Genomic DNA, 17,476 nt, shown 5'->3' with positions numbered 1-17,476 from the left:
ACCACCACCTCCTTATGACAACATTTAAAAACTTTCCATCTCTCCACTTTATGGTAGCGCGTTCATATTAGGGTTTCAATATAATCTAATCGTATGTTCGTCACATCATCCGTGACAAAATTTAATAACTAAAGAGAGGGAATTTTTCTGCCGTCTTCATTTTTATAGAACAGTTTTTAATGAAGGTCTATATCATTTACCTTTCTTTGTATAAACATTCCATCATTACAACTAAAATAGAGATGCTATATTTCTGTATCTCACTCTTATGAGGAAGATTTGTGATAATAGAAAAGTAAAGACCTGGCTTTAGATAAGCCAGATCTTTTCATAACTGTTATTTCTTTAGTTCCTTGATTAGCTCATCATACTTAGGGCTATTTAAGAAGTTTTCTACTGAAATATGGTGGGCATTTGGAACTTTTTGGATTGCTCGCTCTGTTAAGTCTTTATGTGTGATGACAATATCTACGTCGGAAGGTAAATCGTTAATGGCCATATTCGTAACATCAATATGAATATCTGCCTTCTTAAACTTGTTCTTCAATAGAGATGCACCCATGGCACTTGACCCCATCCCTGCATCACATGCAAAGATTATACGGTCGACCTCTTCCCGATTTACATTTGGAACCTCATTCGTATTCCGCTCCGGAGTACCACTTGTTTCTTCCTCAGCTTCTGCTTGCTCTGTCTCATTTGAATCAGATGCATTCGTTAGCTGGCTGGAGACACTACTCTTCTTCCCTTTCATTTCCTCCATTTGTGCGGTAGCTTGTTCTAAATCACCTTCATCCTTCTGTGTTGTTACTTTCATGATGATAGAAGCGACTACAAAGGATGCTGCAGCAGACAGGATAACCCCGGCTAAGACACCTAAGACATCTCCCTTAGCAGCCAATGGAAGTAAAGCAATAATACTTCCTGGGGATGGGGTTGCCGTTAAACCTACTCCGAAAGCAACAAATGTAGCAGTACCCGTTACACCACCTGCCATTGCAGCTAAAATAAGAATGGGTCTTGATAGAATATAAGGGAAGTAGATTTCATGGATACCCCCAAAGAAGTGAATCACTGCCGCACCAGGTGCTGTTTGACGGGATATTCCTTTTCCGAAGAACATAAACGCCAGCAGGATACCAAGACCTGGTCCAGGATTAGATTCTAATAGGAATAGAACGGACTTTCCTAAGTCCTTCGCCTGATCGACTGCTATTGGGCTTAATATTCCATGGTTAATTGCATTGTTTAAGAATAGGACTTTAGCTGGCTCAATAAAGATATTTACTAACGGTAACAGACCTGCATTAATAAGCGTTTCTACTCCTCCAGCAAGTACTGCTGTCAATCCTGCCATTAGCGGACCTATTAAATAAAAACCAATAATAGCTAAAATTCCCCCAACGATTCCAGCAGAGAAATTATTGACTAGCATTTCAAATCCAGATTTAATTTTACCTTCAAACATTTTATCTATTTGTTTAATCACAAGACCTGCAAAGGGACCAATTAACATGGCACCTAGGAACATCGGGATATCCGCTCCGACAATTACACCCATCGTAGCTGTTGCCCCTACAACACCGCCACGTAAGCCATGCACCAAACGAGCTCCTGTAAAGCCAATTAGCAATGGCAGCAAATAATCCCTCATTGGACCAACCATTTCTGCTAAATTCTCATTTGGGAAGTATCCATCTGGTATAAATAAAGCGGTTATAAGACCCCATGCAATAAAAGCTCCAATGTTCGGCATTATCATACTACTTAAGAAGCTGCCGAATTTCTGTACGCGAGCCCTCACACCCGCATTTTGTTTTTGACTCATGTCGCCTTCCTCCTTTTTTCTCTTTCTTGTATGTAACTCTATAGTAAAGCGGTTACAAGGCGATTCTCAAGACAATCTAAATACAGCTTTGTCATAGGACAAATGACATCACTAAAATAGACTGAAATGTAAGAGGCTACGTGCATTCTGGAGTTCTTTCACACTAGTGAAACTATATCGATATTACATTCCTAAAAAGCATGTAACACATCTAGCATTACCTGCTCGCCCCTTCCCTGTTAAACTATAGTTTAGAGTAGTCATTGAATAGGTACATCTACTATAAGTCCAAGATAGGGAGGTATTAAGTATGAAAAAAGAAATACAACATGCTCTTGAATACATAGGTGATACTACGAATGTTGATGTGCTGAAGCAGGTTGGCGGTGGTGATATCAATCAGGCTTATTATGTACGCACAAAGGAACAAGGATATTTCGTTAAAGGAAACCAAAAGGTGTCTTCTCACTTTTTCCGTGTGGAAGCCAAGGGGCTGAGCCTGATACGAAAGTCGAATACGGTGCGTGTTCCTGAGGTTTTTTATTATGATGAGCCCGAGGAGAATGGCACAGGAGTGTTAGTGCTGGAATGGCTGGAAGGGACAAAGCAAAAAGATACCCTTCAACAATTAGGCACCCAGCTTGCTGCTATGCATAACCAAGATGGTAAGGCGCACGGCTTCGAAGAGGATACGTTCATAGGATCTCTCCCGCAACCGAATGGATGGTATGAGAGCTGGGTGGATTATTACCACGACAGTCGTCTCGTCTCCCAATTTAACCTAGCAGCTGAACGTGACCTACTACCATCGAATCGTAAACAACGATTAAAAAAAGTGATGGAGCGTTTGCCTGATTGGCTGGAGCATCAACCCAAGCCATCTCTACTGCACGGAGACCTTTGGGGCGGAAACTGGATGGCGGGACCAAATGGGGAGCCTGTACTCATTGACCCGTCTATCTTTTATGGTGATCACGCCTTTGAAATTGCTTTTACAGAATTGTTCGGAGGCTACTCCATCGAGTTCTATGAAGCTTATAAGGAGCAGCTGCCCTTACCTGAACATTACGAGGATATAAAAGAGCTATATCAATTATATTATCTATTAGCTCACCTAAATTTATTTGGAGAAATGTACGGGGGTTCTGTTGATAGAATCTTAAAGCGTTATGTCGGTTAGAATTTTGTTACTGAGAGCAGTCTGTACTTGGAGTACGGTTTTCGCTGAAGAGCACAAACTCTCACAGCACAGTCGCTTATCCACGAAGATAAGCGACTGTTCGCTCAAAGAAGGATGCAGCCATTAGTCTAAGGGTCTACTCGGGCCTTCCTTTAACCATAAGTCAATATGAGCAAATGCGTTGTTCAGTGTAGTAAATACTTCTCCTTCCTGGATAGGAGTTAGCTGGCGGAAGCAGGGTCCATCCCAAACAAAGGTGTGGAACTCACCGTTCTCTCCACATGGATCAATTCCTTTGGGAAGCTCATCGAGTAGGGTTTCATTGTAGGGAAGGCCAAGAAAATTAAGACCTAGCTTACTTTGATCTATTGTAGTAATTGTTGCCTGAAACCCTTTTTTTATAAAGGAAGCAGCTATCTCCTTCGTGTCTCTTCCCCACAGCGGGAATAAAGGATTTATTCCGGTTTGACTTAAATGCTGCTCTCGGAAGGCACGGATGTCCGATAGAAATATGTCGGCATATACGATACTTTGCACTCCTTCTTCCTCTATCTTCTTATATTGTTGATGGAGCTTCCTCTCATATAACTCGTTATTGGCGTGCGAGGGCAAGGATACCTCATATAAGGGAAGCTCTGCTGCTTGCGCTTGTGCTATCAGCAGCTCCCTTCTTACTTCATGCATTGGCAGGCGGAAGCTTTCATTTGAAGTAGTAGATAGTAACCCAACGACCTCCCACTCCTCGTTGTCCAACGCTTCTGCTAAAGCAAGAGCACTATCCTTCCCACCGCTCCACGATACGATTACTTTTTTCAATGAAAGTCCTCCTTTCCGTTATTCAAAAGTGGTTAATTCGTGCTTATACTGCTCAAGGTCTTCCTCTGTTATAATGTAGTAATATACCCCAGTATCTTCCTCTATGATCTGCTTACCATCGTTTACTGGGAGCACTTCTACCTCTATCTGTCCTAGGCTGTTCACAATTGTGGAATCAGGCATATTCGTTTCTTCCTCTACAGCAATTTGTTTTAAATCCTGTAAAGTAACTTCCTGCTGAAGCCCTTTTATAGACGATGCAATAGCTTTAGAAACATTTCCAGAACGGCTGCTATCCGTTGATAATAAATTCATGATACGATAACCAGAAATTCGTTGTGTACCTCTATCCACTTGAATCTCCTTTTGACCTGACCAATCCGAAATGGTTATGGATGCAGGGATGTGTACCTCTATACCGCCTTTCTCCATTGTCACCTCTTTAAATCTTTCCTCTGATGCGACGAATTGGTAGTCTATCTCCATGTTTATTAAATTTTCCACACTATACGTTAGACCACTCATTTGATTCCAAGCATAAGAAGATAGTAATTTACCTTGTTCTTCTTGACCATTTGATTTTTTAAGTGCAACCTTTGTGCTTCTCGGCAAGGCCATTACCTTTGCCTTCTTTTTTCCTGGATGATAACTAGCCACTAAGTTGACGGTACTGCGTTCATTGTTATTTTTGAAGGCGATTAAGGAAGTGACGTAGTCCTCCGGCTGGATTGTTGCTGATTGTTTAGCAGCTGAATCTCTTGTCACCTCTGCTCCCTGGTTCAAGGAAATAATGGCGGGCACAGCGAATACAAAAAACAAAGCTGCCATTACCACACTGAGAGCTACCGGTAAGATATGCCTCCGCCTAGTAGCCTTCTTTCTGTCATTTTCCTGCTCTCTAATTTTTTCAAAAACCATCTTACGATCTTCTTCTGTAAATCGAAGTTCATCGTTATCCCAGTGTGACAAGATGTGCACCCTTTGCTTATCCTTCATGGACGCCCGCCTCCTCCATCTTTCCTCTTAATTTTAGTCTTGCTCTTCGCAATCTTGTTTTCACTGTATTTATTTCTAAGTCCGTTACGGAAGCTATTTCCTCTAGCTTTAAGGATTTGTAGTAATATAAATAGATGATCTCCCGATATTTCTTTGGCAAAGTGAACAGTACTTCTTGAATCTCCTCATTCCCCGCTTGTTCTACTACTACCCTCTCTGCGGAAGGGGTAGTAGAGGATACTTTTTCTTGTATATAACTAATCGTTCTTACTTTTTTGTGGTGCCAGCTTCTGAGGTAGTCCTTACACTGATTTATTGTAATTCGGTATAGCCATGTCTTTTGTGAAGCATCTCCACGAAAGGTTTCACTCTTCTCATAGCATTTCATAAATGTATTTTGAACAAGATCTCGGGCTGTTTCCCCATCTTTTACATAGGTATAGGCTAGCCGAACTAATTCATCCCCGTACTGCTTCATAATTTCATCTAACCAATAGTGTTTCTCCATTCTGCTCCCCTCTTCTATCAACCGATACTTACGTAATAATAGTTGGACGGTACACCTTTTACGAATGTTTCATTTTCACAAAAAAGAAACCACCTCTAAAAAAAGAGGCAGCAGTTCCATCTATTGTGACGGGGACTGGACAATGGTTCCAATTAAGCGCGTTCGGTTTAGGTTTCTTCTTCTCAGCCATTCATCCCATTGTATAGCTACCGCTTTTCCATACGGTAATGCCGTTAGGATTACATTTTCATCAAACGAATAGGCGAAGGTGTGTCATGCACTTAGCATTCGACAAAAAGTTCCTAATCCCTTTCCGTATTATCATCACAAAAAAAAGCACCTCCACTTGGAAGTGCTTATTGTTCCTCTATTTCTTCTGTCCACCGTTTCCTCTTAAGTACATACATGACCGTGTAAGACCCTAAAAAGCAGACTGTGAAGATTCCCCCAATGATAAATGCCATCCCCAGGTCCTTCGTAGTAAACCATATGATTGCAGCAAATATGCACCCTACCACTATGGAAAGGATGATATAGATTAGATAGGACTCAGGCTTCTTAGTCGATTCTTCTTGGTCTATAGAAATTCTCATACTTAACAAAGCACTGAGAACTCCTGTCCCTATGAACACAAACCATAGTGGTGATGCTGTCATAGCATCAAATCCCTCTGTAGCCAGCTTCCATCCTAAAAGGAGAATAATAGCCGCCGTTTGGACGATGTAGATTATTCTTATATTTTTAGATTCTGCTCTTTTAAGCGCTCGTCCTTTATTTTCTTCACTTAAAATCCTCCTCATCAATCCAGAATAGGTCATTCAATGATGTATGTAAGGCGTAGCTGAGCAATAAGCACAGTCGAAGTGTAGGGTTGTATTGCCCCTTTTCAATTAGGCTGATTGTTTGCCTCGTTACCCCTACTTGCTTTCCTAGTTGTATTTGCGTTAAACCCTGTTCCATCCGAGCATGCTTTACATGGTTATCCAATCTCATCACCTGCCTATCAGTGTAACATATATATTCCATATGTAAAATATACATTCCATGAAAACGTACAAATCCTTCATTAGGTTAATTTAGATGATACACTATTTTAAGATTTCAACAGCAACTCTTAGGCAGGACAAGCCAGAAAAGCACTCTACCCGAACTAGGATAGAGTGCTGTATAATCAATCCGTTTGTCTTTGCTGCAATAAATTTTCAGCACTGGCGGTAATATCGTTCATATAGTTACTCACTTTTTCATTGTCCTCATTTAAATCCTCAATAGTGGCACTTACCTCTTCCATGCTAGCGGTAGATTGTTCAATAATAGACGCCAGTTCATTTGTAGAGGTTTCCACATCTTCGGAGTGTTCTTTAACGTGGTTAAACATCGTTTGGAAATTGTCCATTCGTTCTTCTAAATGCCCCAGTACCTTTCCAACTTCAATGAATATATCCACCACCTCTGTTGTGGAGGTGACGCTGGAATTAATTTTATCAATGCTTTCTGTAAGCTGTTCTGATGCAGCATGGTTCCTGGAGTTCAGGCTATTTAAATTGTCGGTTATCTTTATGGTTGCATTCGCTGTCACGTCAGCTAGTTTTCTAATTTCCTCCGCTACTACCGCAAATCCTTTACCAGCCTCGCCTGCTCTTGCAGCTTCTATAGATGCATTTAAGGATAGCAAATTTGTTTGTTCTGTAATGTCTTTAATATCCTCCGTTAGAGCGTTCGTTTCTTGTAGCTTACTGGTTAATTCGGTGTATGTTTCTTTTAGATGATTAATCACTCTCTTTAGGGCTTTCATTTCTTCTTCCAGTGTCCGAAGTTTCTCCTGCCCTTCGTTAGAGGAGGTGGAAATAGTCTTTACTTCTTCCAAAAGGACATGAAGCGATGTATGCATCTCATTTATTGCTTCCATTGTGCCCTGAGCATTTGACGATATAGAGGTGATTTGTTCACTTTGGGTCTGGCTACCAGACGCCATTTCTTGTACGGCTATTTTCATTTCGGATTGAGCACCAAGGTTACTTTGAATTTGTTGGTTGATTTCGGCAATGCTTGTGGAAATTACATTTAAATCCTTTTCCATTGCTGTATTTTCTTCTTCCTTGGCTCGAGCTTCCTCAACACTTTGATACAAGTAACGTTCAAAGACCTTATATTGCTTATTATACAAATACATTAGTGCGGATAGCATAATTCCAACAAGAACGTAAATCATGATATAAGGATTCGCCATCTGATCCATTATCTGTGCTTGATCGCCGCTACTAGTAAAGATGCTGGCGAGTACAAGAGCAAAGCCTAGCGTGTAGCCTACGGCAAATAGCCTCCCTTTTAGTGGAACAGCAGAAAATACAGCTAAGAAGAAAAAAATTAGTAAAGCCTTTACGGATCCTCCTACTTGTACCATGGAAAATATTCCAGCTAAATAGGGAAGTGGAACAGCTATGTAAGCAAACCAATGTTCCTTTTTCCATACATAATGGACTAGCACAAATACAAGTGCCATCGCCACTGCTTGCCCACCATTTACGATGACCTGCGTCATATTACCCTCTTGAATGTAGTAGCCAACTCCTGCCGTCATGGCAGTAACAAACGCTCCAAGCATTAGTTTGTTTTTTGCAATTGTGTCCTTCCGCTTCGTTTCTTCAACAGCGTCCACTCACATCTCCTCCTCTTTCTGGTATGGGGTTGGGTTCCAATAGTACAAATGTCCAAAAAAACCCCCATCATAATCACAGTGATTACGTACTTCCTTTCTAGACCTCTTCCTTATATCGACAAAAATCCACATGTTTTTTATGTCTTCTGTCATATTAATTTTTTCTTTACAATATTCCATTAGACCCTTTTTCCTACTGAGCGTAAAAAAGCACCTGGTGAGTAAACACACCAGGTGCCTGTAGCAATAGAGATGTTGATGTTAAGCGCTTGTCGAATTGCCTTGCTGTGATTTTTCCCCATTCATAAAGAATGCAGTGACAAGCATTAGTGCGAGGAAGACAAGGACAACGGCAAAGCCACCGGTATTACCGAATATCTCGGAGGCGAGACCGACAATGTAACCGGCAATACCTCCGCCGATTCCAGATGCAATATAAATGAGTCCGAGTGCGGAACCACCTGTCTTAGACAGCTTCGTTCCAAAGGCCGTTGCAGTTGGAAATAGAGTGGAGAAAAATAGCCCTGCACCAGCGAATAAATAAGGAAATCCAGTAGCAACAAGGAAGCTGATACCTACCGTTAATAATGAACCGGCTGAAAACACGATCAGGATAATCCGCTCGTTTACATAGTTTGTCAAATACGCTACGCCCAATCTTCCTATCATAAAGAACACGGAAAATAAAGAAAGGATAAGGGCAACCATATCCTCTTTCGCTGCAGTTGATAATCCTCCAAGCTCAAGTGATTTTAAATACACCGGGAAAAAGTTTGTAAAGGATACCTCTGCAGATACTTCGAATAATAAAAAGAATAATAAGAATACAAACTGAGCATCTTTTAACATGGGAATAAATGCTTTCAAGTTTATCTTCTCTACTTTACCATCCGGGAAGGCCACAGAGGTAATGTAGAGAATGACGAGGACAAGACTGATGGCAATCCCGATATAAAAGTAGCGCCATGATGCGAATTGGAACATGTAATTTAGAAGCTGAGGAAATAAGACCATTCCTAATCCATACACACCCATTGCCAGGTTGAACATTCGGTTCTGCTGCTCTGGATACGCAGCTGGTACGATAGCGTTAGAGGCTACTCCTAGTGATCCAAGGCCGAATCCGACAATCATATAGAAGCCTAAAAAGAATGTAATGTTTGGCGCAATACCAGTTCCTAAAAAACCGATACCCATAATGATAGAACCGACAATCGTCATGATGCGCAGCCCTTTTTTATCGGTATAGTAACCAATGAGAACACTCGCTAAAGTAAATCCTAATTGGAAGATGAAGACAACTAGTCCAAATTGACTCATATCAAGGCCTAAATCCTTCTCAACTTGATCTAAAACGATGCCCTTTGTATTCGTCACACCACCAGAAATGAATTGTGTGAACATCAGTATAATTAACGCATGAATGCTTTTGCCTTTACCCATGAAGCTGTACCTCCAAAAATTTTTAATATCTATCAACGTTGATAACTTCCATTTTGGAGAATACCCAGCCGTTTTATTGACAAAACCCTGAAAGCGTTATTTTATTAATATATTAAAAAAGCAACCTCCACTTATGGAAGGCTGCTTATATTCAGGCAAACGAACGACCTTTTCCAGAGTCGCTAATCTCTATTAAATCCTCAGGATAAGGTTCAAAATAGGTTTGTTCCAGCAAGTATTCATTCTGGAAACGGACGACCCAAGATTTAAGAATGGAAAGGATAGCGCTAAGGGGAATTCTTTCTTCATAAAATTTTTGGAGCGTTTCTTGGAAGTAATTTTTCTCTCCTTTTGTTAATTCATGCTTAAAGTACCCCATAATATGCTGACACACATTAACATTCGATTTTCTACTAGGGAGCCTGCGAAACATCCAATGCAAGCGCTCCTCATAAGAATTCAATACCTCTTCTATTGGTAGCTTCTCGTGATTGGCCGTTATTCTGCCCATATCCTTTAAGGTAGTTTGGTTGTAGGACATAAATAAATACTTGTGCTTGGAATGAAAATGAACAAGTTTCTTCATAGATGGAGACTCTCTCAGCTGTCTATATTCTGCTAGTGTAAAGAGCTTGGTAAAAAAGTGTTCACGGATTTTGTAGTTCTTCAATCGTCCTTCTTCTTCAATAGCAAGTCCTGGATAGTGTTCTATTACGTGCTTGGCAAATAGTCCCTTTGTCTTCCCTGTCACAGGAGATTTCTCCAGTTTGTCGTACATTTTCACATCCTGGGTTCCACACGTTGGAGAACGGTTCTTCAATAAAAACCCGTCCACTCCTTGAAGGGATTCAAGAAACCCCTTCGAGAATGCGTTCATGCTCTCTGTGAGATCCCTCTCTGTAGAAGGCTGCATTAGCCTCTCTTCCTCCCCTTTTCGAACGATACGAATAACATCCCTAGGTACACCAAGTCCGATTTCCATTTCCGGACAGACTGGGATGAATTGGACGTGTGGAGTGAGACGCTGCACCACTTTATCTGGAATGACCTCGCCATTATACCGAACGTGATCAAATTCAAGGCATTTACTTACAACTATTTTTGGAGTGGCAAAGGTTTTCATTTGTTTCTCCCTCATTTATAGAAAAGTTTGTTTTCATTGTAGGATGTTTACTCGGCACTTGCTAATTTCAATAGTCTATTCTGCCCTGAATTCGTTTTTTTAATGAGATTGGCGCTGTTTTTCGATACAATAGCATTAAGCGAACAATGAAGGAGCAGTAGTATGATGGAAGAAACCACCCCTGAAGAACATTATCGTAAAAAAACCAGCCCATCCTACCGGAAAGCATTAGGACAGTATTTCACACCACCAGCAATTGCTAGGCTTATGTCTTCATGGATTCTACCCACTCACCCAAATAGCATTCTCGACCCAGCAGCTGGACTGGGAATATTCACTGAGCAGTACGAGCAGCTTAATAGCACTCATAAGCCCTTGTGGAATTTGTACGATACAGATCAATCCATATTAGCTGGTGCCAGAGAAAGACTATCATCCTATCGGGCTTCCTATCTACAAGAGGATTTTTTATTTAGCGACTGGAACGATTCCTTTGAAGCTGTCATTGCAAATCCTCCCTATTTCAAATTGTCTACACATCAACGAAAGCAAGATATTCTGCAACAGTTTAACAGCATGCTGAATATGCAATTGCCCGGCAACACGAACATGTATAACCTATTCGTGCTAAAGTCAGCCTATCAATTAGTTCAAGGAGGTCGAGCTGCTTATATTGTGCCCTCTGATTTTTTAAATGCAGATTACGGGCGATGGGTTAAGGACTTTCTAGTAGCAGAGGGGCTGTTACAGTATGTTATTGTTACCGATTATCAGCACAGCTGGTTTGATGATGCACTTACTACCTCCGCCATCCTTTTATGTGAGAAGGGAGGAAATAATGAGGAAGTAGAATTCCTAACCATGGATACAGCGGACGATATACCTGCGGTTCAGCAGTATATCAGCGAATGCAAACAAAGCAGCACACCATTTGGTAAGCGCTATCATTTAAGGGAGCTCGATACTGCAAAGAAATGGCGGAGCTATTATCAGAATTCCGTTATGGACTCCCTCCAGCATGTTGTTCCATTTCAACAAGTGGCAGCAGCCTCGAGGGGCATCGCCACAGGAGCTAATGATTTCTTCTGCTTAACTGCATCAGAAATTACTACATATCAACTATCTGACTCCTATCTAACGCCCTGTATTACAAAAGCAAATCAGGTGGAAACTCCATTTTTCTCGCAACAGGAGCTGAACTATTTAATAGAAAAGAACATGCCCGTCTACCTGTTGAATGTTCAAAAGGACACGAAGATGGATCCATCACTAGTTCACTATATTCAGCTTGGTGAATATGCACAATTCCATAAGCGTTATTTAACAAAACACCGTTCGCCCTGGTACAAAGCTGAAGTGCGAAAGCCTGCTCCCATCTGGTTTCGCGTCTTTAACAGAGAGCGCCTGCACTTTGTTCGAAATGAAGCCGGCATTGTGCATTTAACTCCCTATCACAGTATATATATACATCCTTCATACAAACAGGATACGGATGTTTTAATGGCCTACTTTCTTACTGATATTGCTAGTCAGGTAATGAAGGAAACGGGAAGAGAATATGGTAAAGGTCTCGTGAAATTTGAGCCAAATGATATTAATCACTCCTACATCGTGGATATAGATGCTATTGATCATTCCACAAAACAGACTATACAATCCCTTTATGAAGACATTCGATTGTGTTCCTACCAATCTAGCAAATGGTACGAACGTAAGGAAGCATTAGAGTACGTATTTCGCAGTATAATACTCTCCAAGAATGACAGAGTCGTATAACTATTCATTTCTTTAAATTTTTATTAGATTTTTTCTTTAGTTTGTATTAAAATGAAATGCGTTGCATACTTATGACGTTGTTGAACAGGAGGAACAAGCTCATGCAAAATGACAGTAAATTCCCTTTCAAGGGTATTAACCATATTAAATTTATTATCCCTTCGCTGTTAGGCATATTTTTATTCATGATACCTATTTCAGTTAACGTGGGGGGAGAGGAAAAAGCAACCGTTCCTGTAGCGTTTTTTGCAGAATGGCTAAAATTACAATTAGCTGGACAGCTTTCTGCTATTATGACCATTATCATTATTATTACTGCTCTTGCGACGTTACTCGTAAAATTAATCGGTGGGCAGAAGTTAGATCGCTTCCCATTCTTTAAAAGCCTGTTAGATGTTTCATGGTTCTGGACCATTGTCCGAATGGTTGGCGCGGTCCTCGTGTATTTAACACTTTTTAAGATTGGACCTGAATTTATCCATTCAGGAGCAACTGGTGACCTGCTCCTTGGGGATTTATTACACACTTTATTTACAGTGTTCTTATTTGCTGGATTATTTCTCCCGTTGTTATTAAGCTTCGGATTACTAGAGTTTTTTGGCACGATGCTAACGGTTGTCATGAGGCCATTGTTCAAGCTTCCAGGTCGTTCTTCCGTCGATTCCCTTGCCTCCTGGCTCGGGGATGGAACTATTGGCGTGTTACTAACAAGTAAGCAGTATCAGGAAGGCCATTATACAAAAAAAGAAGCCGCCATAATAGGTACTACCTTCTCCGTCGTATCTATCACCTTTACGCTCGTCGTTATTGATAAGGTTGGGTTATCAGATTACTTTGCTCCTTTTTATGGTACTGTGTTACTTTCTGGAGTAATTGCAGCCCTTATTATGCCGCGTATTCCGCCCCTTTCCAGAAAAGAGAGCACGTATGTTTCCGGTGAAATAGCGGAAGAAGAAACAGCATCCCCTGAAGGATACAATGTGGCGACGTGGGGGTACTATAAAGCATTAAAGCAGGCACAGACCCAGAATAGCTTCGGTACATTTCTGAAGCAGGGAGCACAGAATGTTCTCGACATGTGGATGGGAGTGGCCCCTATCGTTATGGCGTTTGGGACTATTGCTTTAATCATTGCCGAATACACTCCAGTCTTTAGCTGGATTGGAATGCCATTTATTCCACTACTAGAACTGATGCAGATTCCAGAGGCTGCAGCCGCTTCTGAAACAATACTTGTAGGGTTTGCTGACATGTTCTTGCCTGCTATTATTGCAAGCTCAGCTATTGAGAGCCAGATGACCCTGTTCATCATTGCAGCCCTATCCGTTACACAGCTCATTTACATGTCTGAGGTGGGTGGATTACTATTAGGCTCTAAAATACCGATCAATTTTAGAGACCTGCTCATTATCTTTTTAGAACGTACCCTTATTACCCTGCCTGTTATTACAATTATCGCTCACCTGCTATTCTAGGAAAGCATAAAAAACCCTCTCGTCTACATGACCGAGAGGGTTTCAGCTTGTGGAGGAACCGTCGTTTCTCCACAAGCTTTTTTAATGCCACTTATTCCATTATTTTCTTATCTATCACCAAATGGTGGAGAAGAATACGGAATGTAATCAAAATGGGTATAGGAAGCAGAGGAAGAAGGAGGTTCGTTTAAGACCGCTACATCGTGTAGCTTCATCGAACCATCCCACATCGTGAGGACAAGCAGAAAAAAGAAGACCTTCCATGTAAGGAAAGGTCCTCTTTATTTCTACTCTATTTCTTCTTTCGTTACTAGTTTAAGCGGGACAGGTATAGTACTTTCTACTTCTTCTCCTTGTAATACGTTAGCTCCTGCTTGAACGGCGAGTTTCCCAATTTGTTCTGGCTGTTGAGCAACGGTGGCAGATAAATTGCCGTCTTTAATACTGTTTATTGCATCTTCATTTCCATCAAAGCCCACCACCAATATTTCCTTGCCTGAGCTCTGGATTGCCTGAAATGCTCCAAGGGCCATTTCATCATTATGGGCAAATACAGCTTCTATATCTGGATTCCCCTGCAGTAGGTTTTCCATGGTATTAAGACCTTCTGTCCGATCGAAATTTGCTGTTTGTTTGGCTACAACATCTAACTTCTCATCAGCAATATTGTGAAAACCCGCACCTCTCTCTCTTGTAGCTGAAGCGCCTGGCACTCCTTCTAGCTCTGCTACCTTCGCTCCTTCCCCCAGCTGTTCAACGATATAGGATCCGGCCATCTCTCCACCTTTCTCGTTATCTGAGCTAACAAGTGTGGCTACATCCCCTTTTTCTGCTGAGCGATCCAAAGTAATAACGGGGATCCCAATGCTATTGGCAGATTGTACTGCTGTGGAGATTCCAGAGGAGTCTGTTGGGTTGATAAGAAGAAGATCAACTCCTTGTTGGATTAAGTCCTCCACGTCATTGATTTGCTTAGCTGCATCGTTTTGTGCGTCCACCACTACTACATCCATCCCTTGCTTTTGTGCAGCTTCTTCCACTCCATCTTTCATAGATACAAAGAATGGGTTATTGAGAGTAGAAACAGATAACCCTATTTTTATATTTTCCATGTCTGTTTCCTGATCTGGCTTGGCCCATTCTGGAGGATTCAGGGAGCATCCTCCCAGCACAAACAAAGATAAACCTATAAGTATCACTAGTAACTTCTTCATTGTATCCCTCCTACGCCGTTTTCTTTCTATCGATTAAGACAGCTATGATGATGACGATTCCTTTGACTACCATTTGGAAGAATGATGAGACTCCAAGTAAATTTAATCCGTTGTTTAACGTTCCGATAATTAATGCACCAATGAGTGTTCCTACAATTAGCCCTCTTCCTCCTGATAGACTCGTCCCGCCAAGAACGACTGCTGCAATAGCATCCAGTTCATACGACGTTCCTGCTGTTGGCTGGGCAGAATTTAGTCTGGAGGTCAAAATTGCCCCAGCAAGGGCGGATAATAGGCCCGCTAGAGAATATACCAGCACTTTAATGCGAGTTACATTAATACCAGAAATAAGTGCAGCCTTTTCGTTACCGCCAATGGCGTATGTTTTTCGTCCAAATGGCGTTTTATGCAGGATAACCCATAGCACGGCAAAGGTTAGCAGCATCGTTATCGCGGGAACTGGAATCCCAAGAAAATACCCTCTTCCGAACAGCTGAAAGGCATAACTGTCTCCTAGACCTGTGATTGGATTTCCATCCGTGTACACGAGCGTTAATCCACGGAACATGGTCATCGTTGCAAGGGTTGCGATGAAGGGAGCCATTTTTCCTTTCGTGACTAACAGACCGTTTACCATCCCCATCAACGCTCCAAGGAGACAGCCAATGATGATAGCTAGGATTGGATCTACACCAGAGACCATCATACCCGCCATGAGAGCACTGGATAGGGCAAGGGTTGAGCCCACCGATAAATCAATGCCTCCAGTCAGAATAACAAATGTCATACCATATGCGATGAGTGCGTTTATAGCTACCTGCCTGAATAGATTAAGCAGGTTCAATGGCTCTACGAAGCTTGGGTTAATAATAGTAACTGTAATAGCTAAGACGAGTAATCCCACTAACGGTCCGAGCCTCTGCATGATATTTCCGAATCGATTTACTTCCAGCACCTTATTCATGTATGTGCCCTCCTGTCGCCAGTGTCATTATTTTTTCCTGCGATGCTTCTTCCGCTGTTACTTCTCCAGCCAATGTCCCTTCATGGATAACAACCATTCGATCACTCATCCCAAGCACCTCCGGAAGTTCTGAAGTGACCATAATAATCCCCACACCTCTGTCAGTCAGTTCATTCATTAATTGATATATTTCACGCTTAGCTCCTACGTCTACCCCTCTGGTCGGTTCATCCAAAATGAGCACTTTCGGACCGATTCCGATCCATTTAGCTATAACGACTTTCTGCTGGTTACCGCCAGATAAGTTCCTGGCAATGGTTTGAGCGGATTCTGTTTTGACCTGTAATCGCTCTATGAGCATTTGTACAAAATCCATTTCCGCCTTGTCGCTAATCATCCCTTGTTTCGTGAAGCTATACAAACTAGGCAGGGCGATATTGTCCTTCAGGGAGAAATCCAGTACAAGCCCCTCCTCCTTGCGATCCTCTGTTATAAATCCAAGTCCAAGGTCTACGGCATGATTGGGATTTCTTATGGTAACGGGTTGTCCATTTACTCTAATTTCTCCCTCATACTTACCATCGAGGCCAAATAAGGTTCGCATAATTTCCGTGCGACCTGCTCCCATTAACCCGGAAACGCCGAGAATTTCACCCGCTTGGACGTGAAAGCTAATATTCTCGAAAACTCCTTTTCGTGTAAGGTTATTCACTTCCAGAATCGTTTCACCTAGCTTTGTTTGTCTAGCAGGGAAACGGTCTGTCAGCTCTCTTCCCACCATTTTCTGTACAACTTCATCAAAGCTAGTACCTGAAATTGGTGTTGTATCCACGGTACGCCCGTCCCTCATGACAGTGATAGTGTCACAAATGGAAAAAATCTCTTCCATTCTGTGTGATATATATACAATGGAGACACCTGATTTCTGTAACGAACGGATTACATTGAACAATTTTTCAATCTCGCGCTCTGTTAAAGCTGCCGTTGGTTCATCCATAATAATAAGCTTAGCGTCCGTCATTAAAGCTTTGGCAATTTCAATCATTTGCTGCTCTCCCACTGAGCATTGTCCGGCTTCCTTGTGCAGTGGAATGGATATAGATAGTTTATCGAACTGCTCATTAGCAAGCGCTTTCATTTTATTGGTGCGAATCAGACCAAAAGATGTAACCGGTTCCTTATTGATAAAAAGATTATCCAGTACTGTCATCTCGGGCCAAATGTTCAATTCCTGATGAATAAAGGCTAGGCCATATTTCTCCGCTTCCTTTGGGTTACTAAACTCCCTCTCCTCGTTATCAATGAGAATGGAGCCTTCATCCTTCTTATGGACACCAGTGAGAATGTTCATCAGGGTTGATTTACCAGCTCCATTCTCCCCCATAAGCGCGTGTATTTCCCCGCGCTGAATGGCAAAATCGACACCTTCTAGCACTTTGTTCTTCCCGAACGCCTTATGAATATTGTTCATGCTGACCTGCATGAATCCACCTC

15 protein-coding genes are annotated in these 17,476 nt (G+C 41.7%); 3 read left to right on the top strand and 12 right to left on the bottom strand.

Annotated features, from left to right (window positions below; genetic code table 11):
* Positions 1-337 precede the first annotated feature (337 nt).
* Positions 338-1,828 carry a PTS mannitol transporter subunit IIBC gene (locus tag ACFFGV_RS16285; protein ID WP_377350054.1) on the bottom strand — a complete coding sequence of 497 codons (1,491 nt, stop codon included), beginning with the start codon at positions 1,826-1,828 and terminating at the stop codon, positions 338-340.
* Positions 1,829-2,138: 310 nt separating this feature from the next.
* On the opposite strand from ACFFGV_RS16285, the gene ACFFGV_RS16280 reads away from it, so the two are divergent.
* On the top strand, positions 2,139-3,008 hold the full coding sequence (locus tag ACFFGV_RS16280; RefSeq protein WP_377350052.1) for a fructosamine kinase family protein: 870 nt from the start codon (positions 2,139-2,141) through the stop codon (positions 3,006-3,008).
* A 123-nt stretch (positions 3,009-3,131) separates the two neighbouring features.
* Here ACFFGV_RS16280 and ACFFGV_RS16275 read toward each other — a convergent pair whose 3' ends face one another.
* From ACFFGV_RS16275 to ACFFGV_RS16240, 8 genes are all read right to left on the bottom strand, one after another.
* Positions 3,132-3,824, bottom strand: coding sequence for a Dph6-related ATP pyrophosphatase (locus ACFFGV_RS16275; protein WP_377350050.1), 693 nt, complete (start codon positions 3,822-3,824; stop codon positions 3,132-3,134).
* Between the two features lie 18 nt (positions 3,825-3,842).
* Positions 3,843-4,820 carry an LCP family glycopolymer transferase gene (locus ACFFGV_RS16270; protein ID WP_377350047.1) on the bottom strand — a complete coding sequence of 326 codons (978 nt, stop codon included), beginning with the start codon at positions 4,818-4,820 and terminating at the stop codon, positions 3,843-3,845.
* A complete protein-coding gene (locus ACFFGV_RS16265) occupies positions 4,810-5,328 on the bottom strand; it encodes a sigma-70 family RNA polymerase sigma factor (RefSeq protein ID WP_377350044.1) in 519 nt (172 codons plus the stop codon). The genes ACFFGV_RS16270 and ACFFGV_RS16265 overlap by 11 nt, the downstream gene beginning before the upstream one ends.
* Before the next feature lie 356 nt (positions 5,329-5,684).
* Entirely contained in the window at positions 5,685-5,984 is a 300-nt protein-coding gene (locus ACFFGV_RS16260; protein ID WP_377350041.1) for a hypothetical protein, read from the bottom strand.
* A 124-nt stretch (positions 5,985-6,108) separates the two neighbouring features.
* Positions 6,109-6,315, bottom strand: coding sequence for a helix-turn-helix transcriptional regulator (locus ACFFGV_RS16255; protein ID WP_377350038.1), 207 nt, complete (start codon positions 6,313-6,315; stop codon positions 6,109-6,111).
* A gap of 184 nt (positions 6,316-6,499) precedes the next feature.
* Complete coding sequence (locus ACFFGV_RS16250; RefSeq protein ID WP_377350035.1) at positions 6,500-7,987, bottom strand: methyl-accepting chemotaxis protein; 1,488 nt, start codon at positions 7,985-7,987, stop codon at positions 6,500-6,502.
* Positions 7,988-8,248: 261 nt separating this feature from the next.
* Positions 8,249-9,430 carry an MFS transporter gene (locus ACFFGV_RS16245; protein WP_377350033.1) on the bottom strand — a complete coding sequence of 394 codons (1,182 nt, stop codon included), beginning with the start codon at positions 9,428-9,430 and terminating at the stop codon, positions 8,249-8,251.
* Positions 9,431-9,581: 151 nt separating this feature from the next.
* Positions 9,582-10,553, bottom strand: coding sequence for a YbgA family protein (locus ACFFGV_RS16240; protein ID WP_377350031.1), 972 nt, complete (start codon positions 10,551-10,553; stop codon positions 9,582-9,584).
* Between the two features lie 162 nt (positions 10,554-10,715).
* Here ACFFGV_RS16240 and ACFFGV_RS16235 point away from each other — a divergent pair, with 162 nt between their 5' ends.
* Positions 10,716-12,329, top strand: coding sequence for an HsdM family class I SAM-dependent methyltransferase (locus ACFFGV_RS16235; RefSeq protein WP_377350028.1), 1,614 nt, complete (start codon positions 10,716-10,718; stop codon positions 12,327-12,329).
* Positions 12,330-12,430: 101 nt separating this feature from the next.
* On the top strand, positions 12,431-13,804 hold the full coding sequence (locus ACFFGV_RS16230) for a YjiH family protein (protein WP_377350025.1): 1,374 nt from the start codon (positions 12,431-12,433) through the stop codon (positions 13,802-13,804).
* 287 nt (positions 13,805-14,091) lie between these two features.
* Here ACFFGV_RS16230 and rbsB read toward each other — a convergent pair whose 3' ends face one another.
* Genes rbsB through ACFFGV_RS16215 form a run of 3 tightly spaced genes read right to left on the bottom strand, consistent with a single transcriptional unit; the run spans position 14,092 to position 17,465 of the window.
* A complete protein-coding gene (gene rbsB / locus ACFFGV_RS16225) occupies positions 14,092-15,018 on the bottom strand; it encodes a ribose ABC transporter substrate-binding protein RbsB (RefSeq protein ID WP_377350023.1) in 927 nt (308 codons plus the stop codon).
* Positions 15,019-15,028: 10 nt separating this feature from the next.
* Complete coding sequence (gene rbsC, locus ACFFGV_RS16220; RefSeq protein WP_377350020.1) at positions 15,029-15,982, bottom strand: ribose ABC transporter permease RbsC; 954 nt, start codon at positions 15,980-15,982, stop codon at positions 15,029-15,031.
* Entirely contained in the window at positions 15,975-17,465 is a 1,491-nt protein-coding gene (locus ACFFGV_RS16215; protein ID WP_377350017.1) for a sugar ABC transporter ATP-binding protein, read from the bottom strand. Before ACFFGV_RS16215 ends, rbsC begins: the two co-directional genes overlap by 8 nt.
* Positions 17,466-17,476: the final 11 nt, after the last annotated feature.

The sequence above is a fragment of the Pontibacillus salicampi genome (assembly GCF_042434395.1).
Lineage (GTDB): Bacteria > Bacillota > Bacilli > Bacillales > BH030062 > Pontibacillus > Pontibacillus salicampi.
Note: the sequence above shows the minus strand (reverse complement) of the source record. Positions and strands in the feature narration are given on the sequence as shown.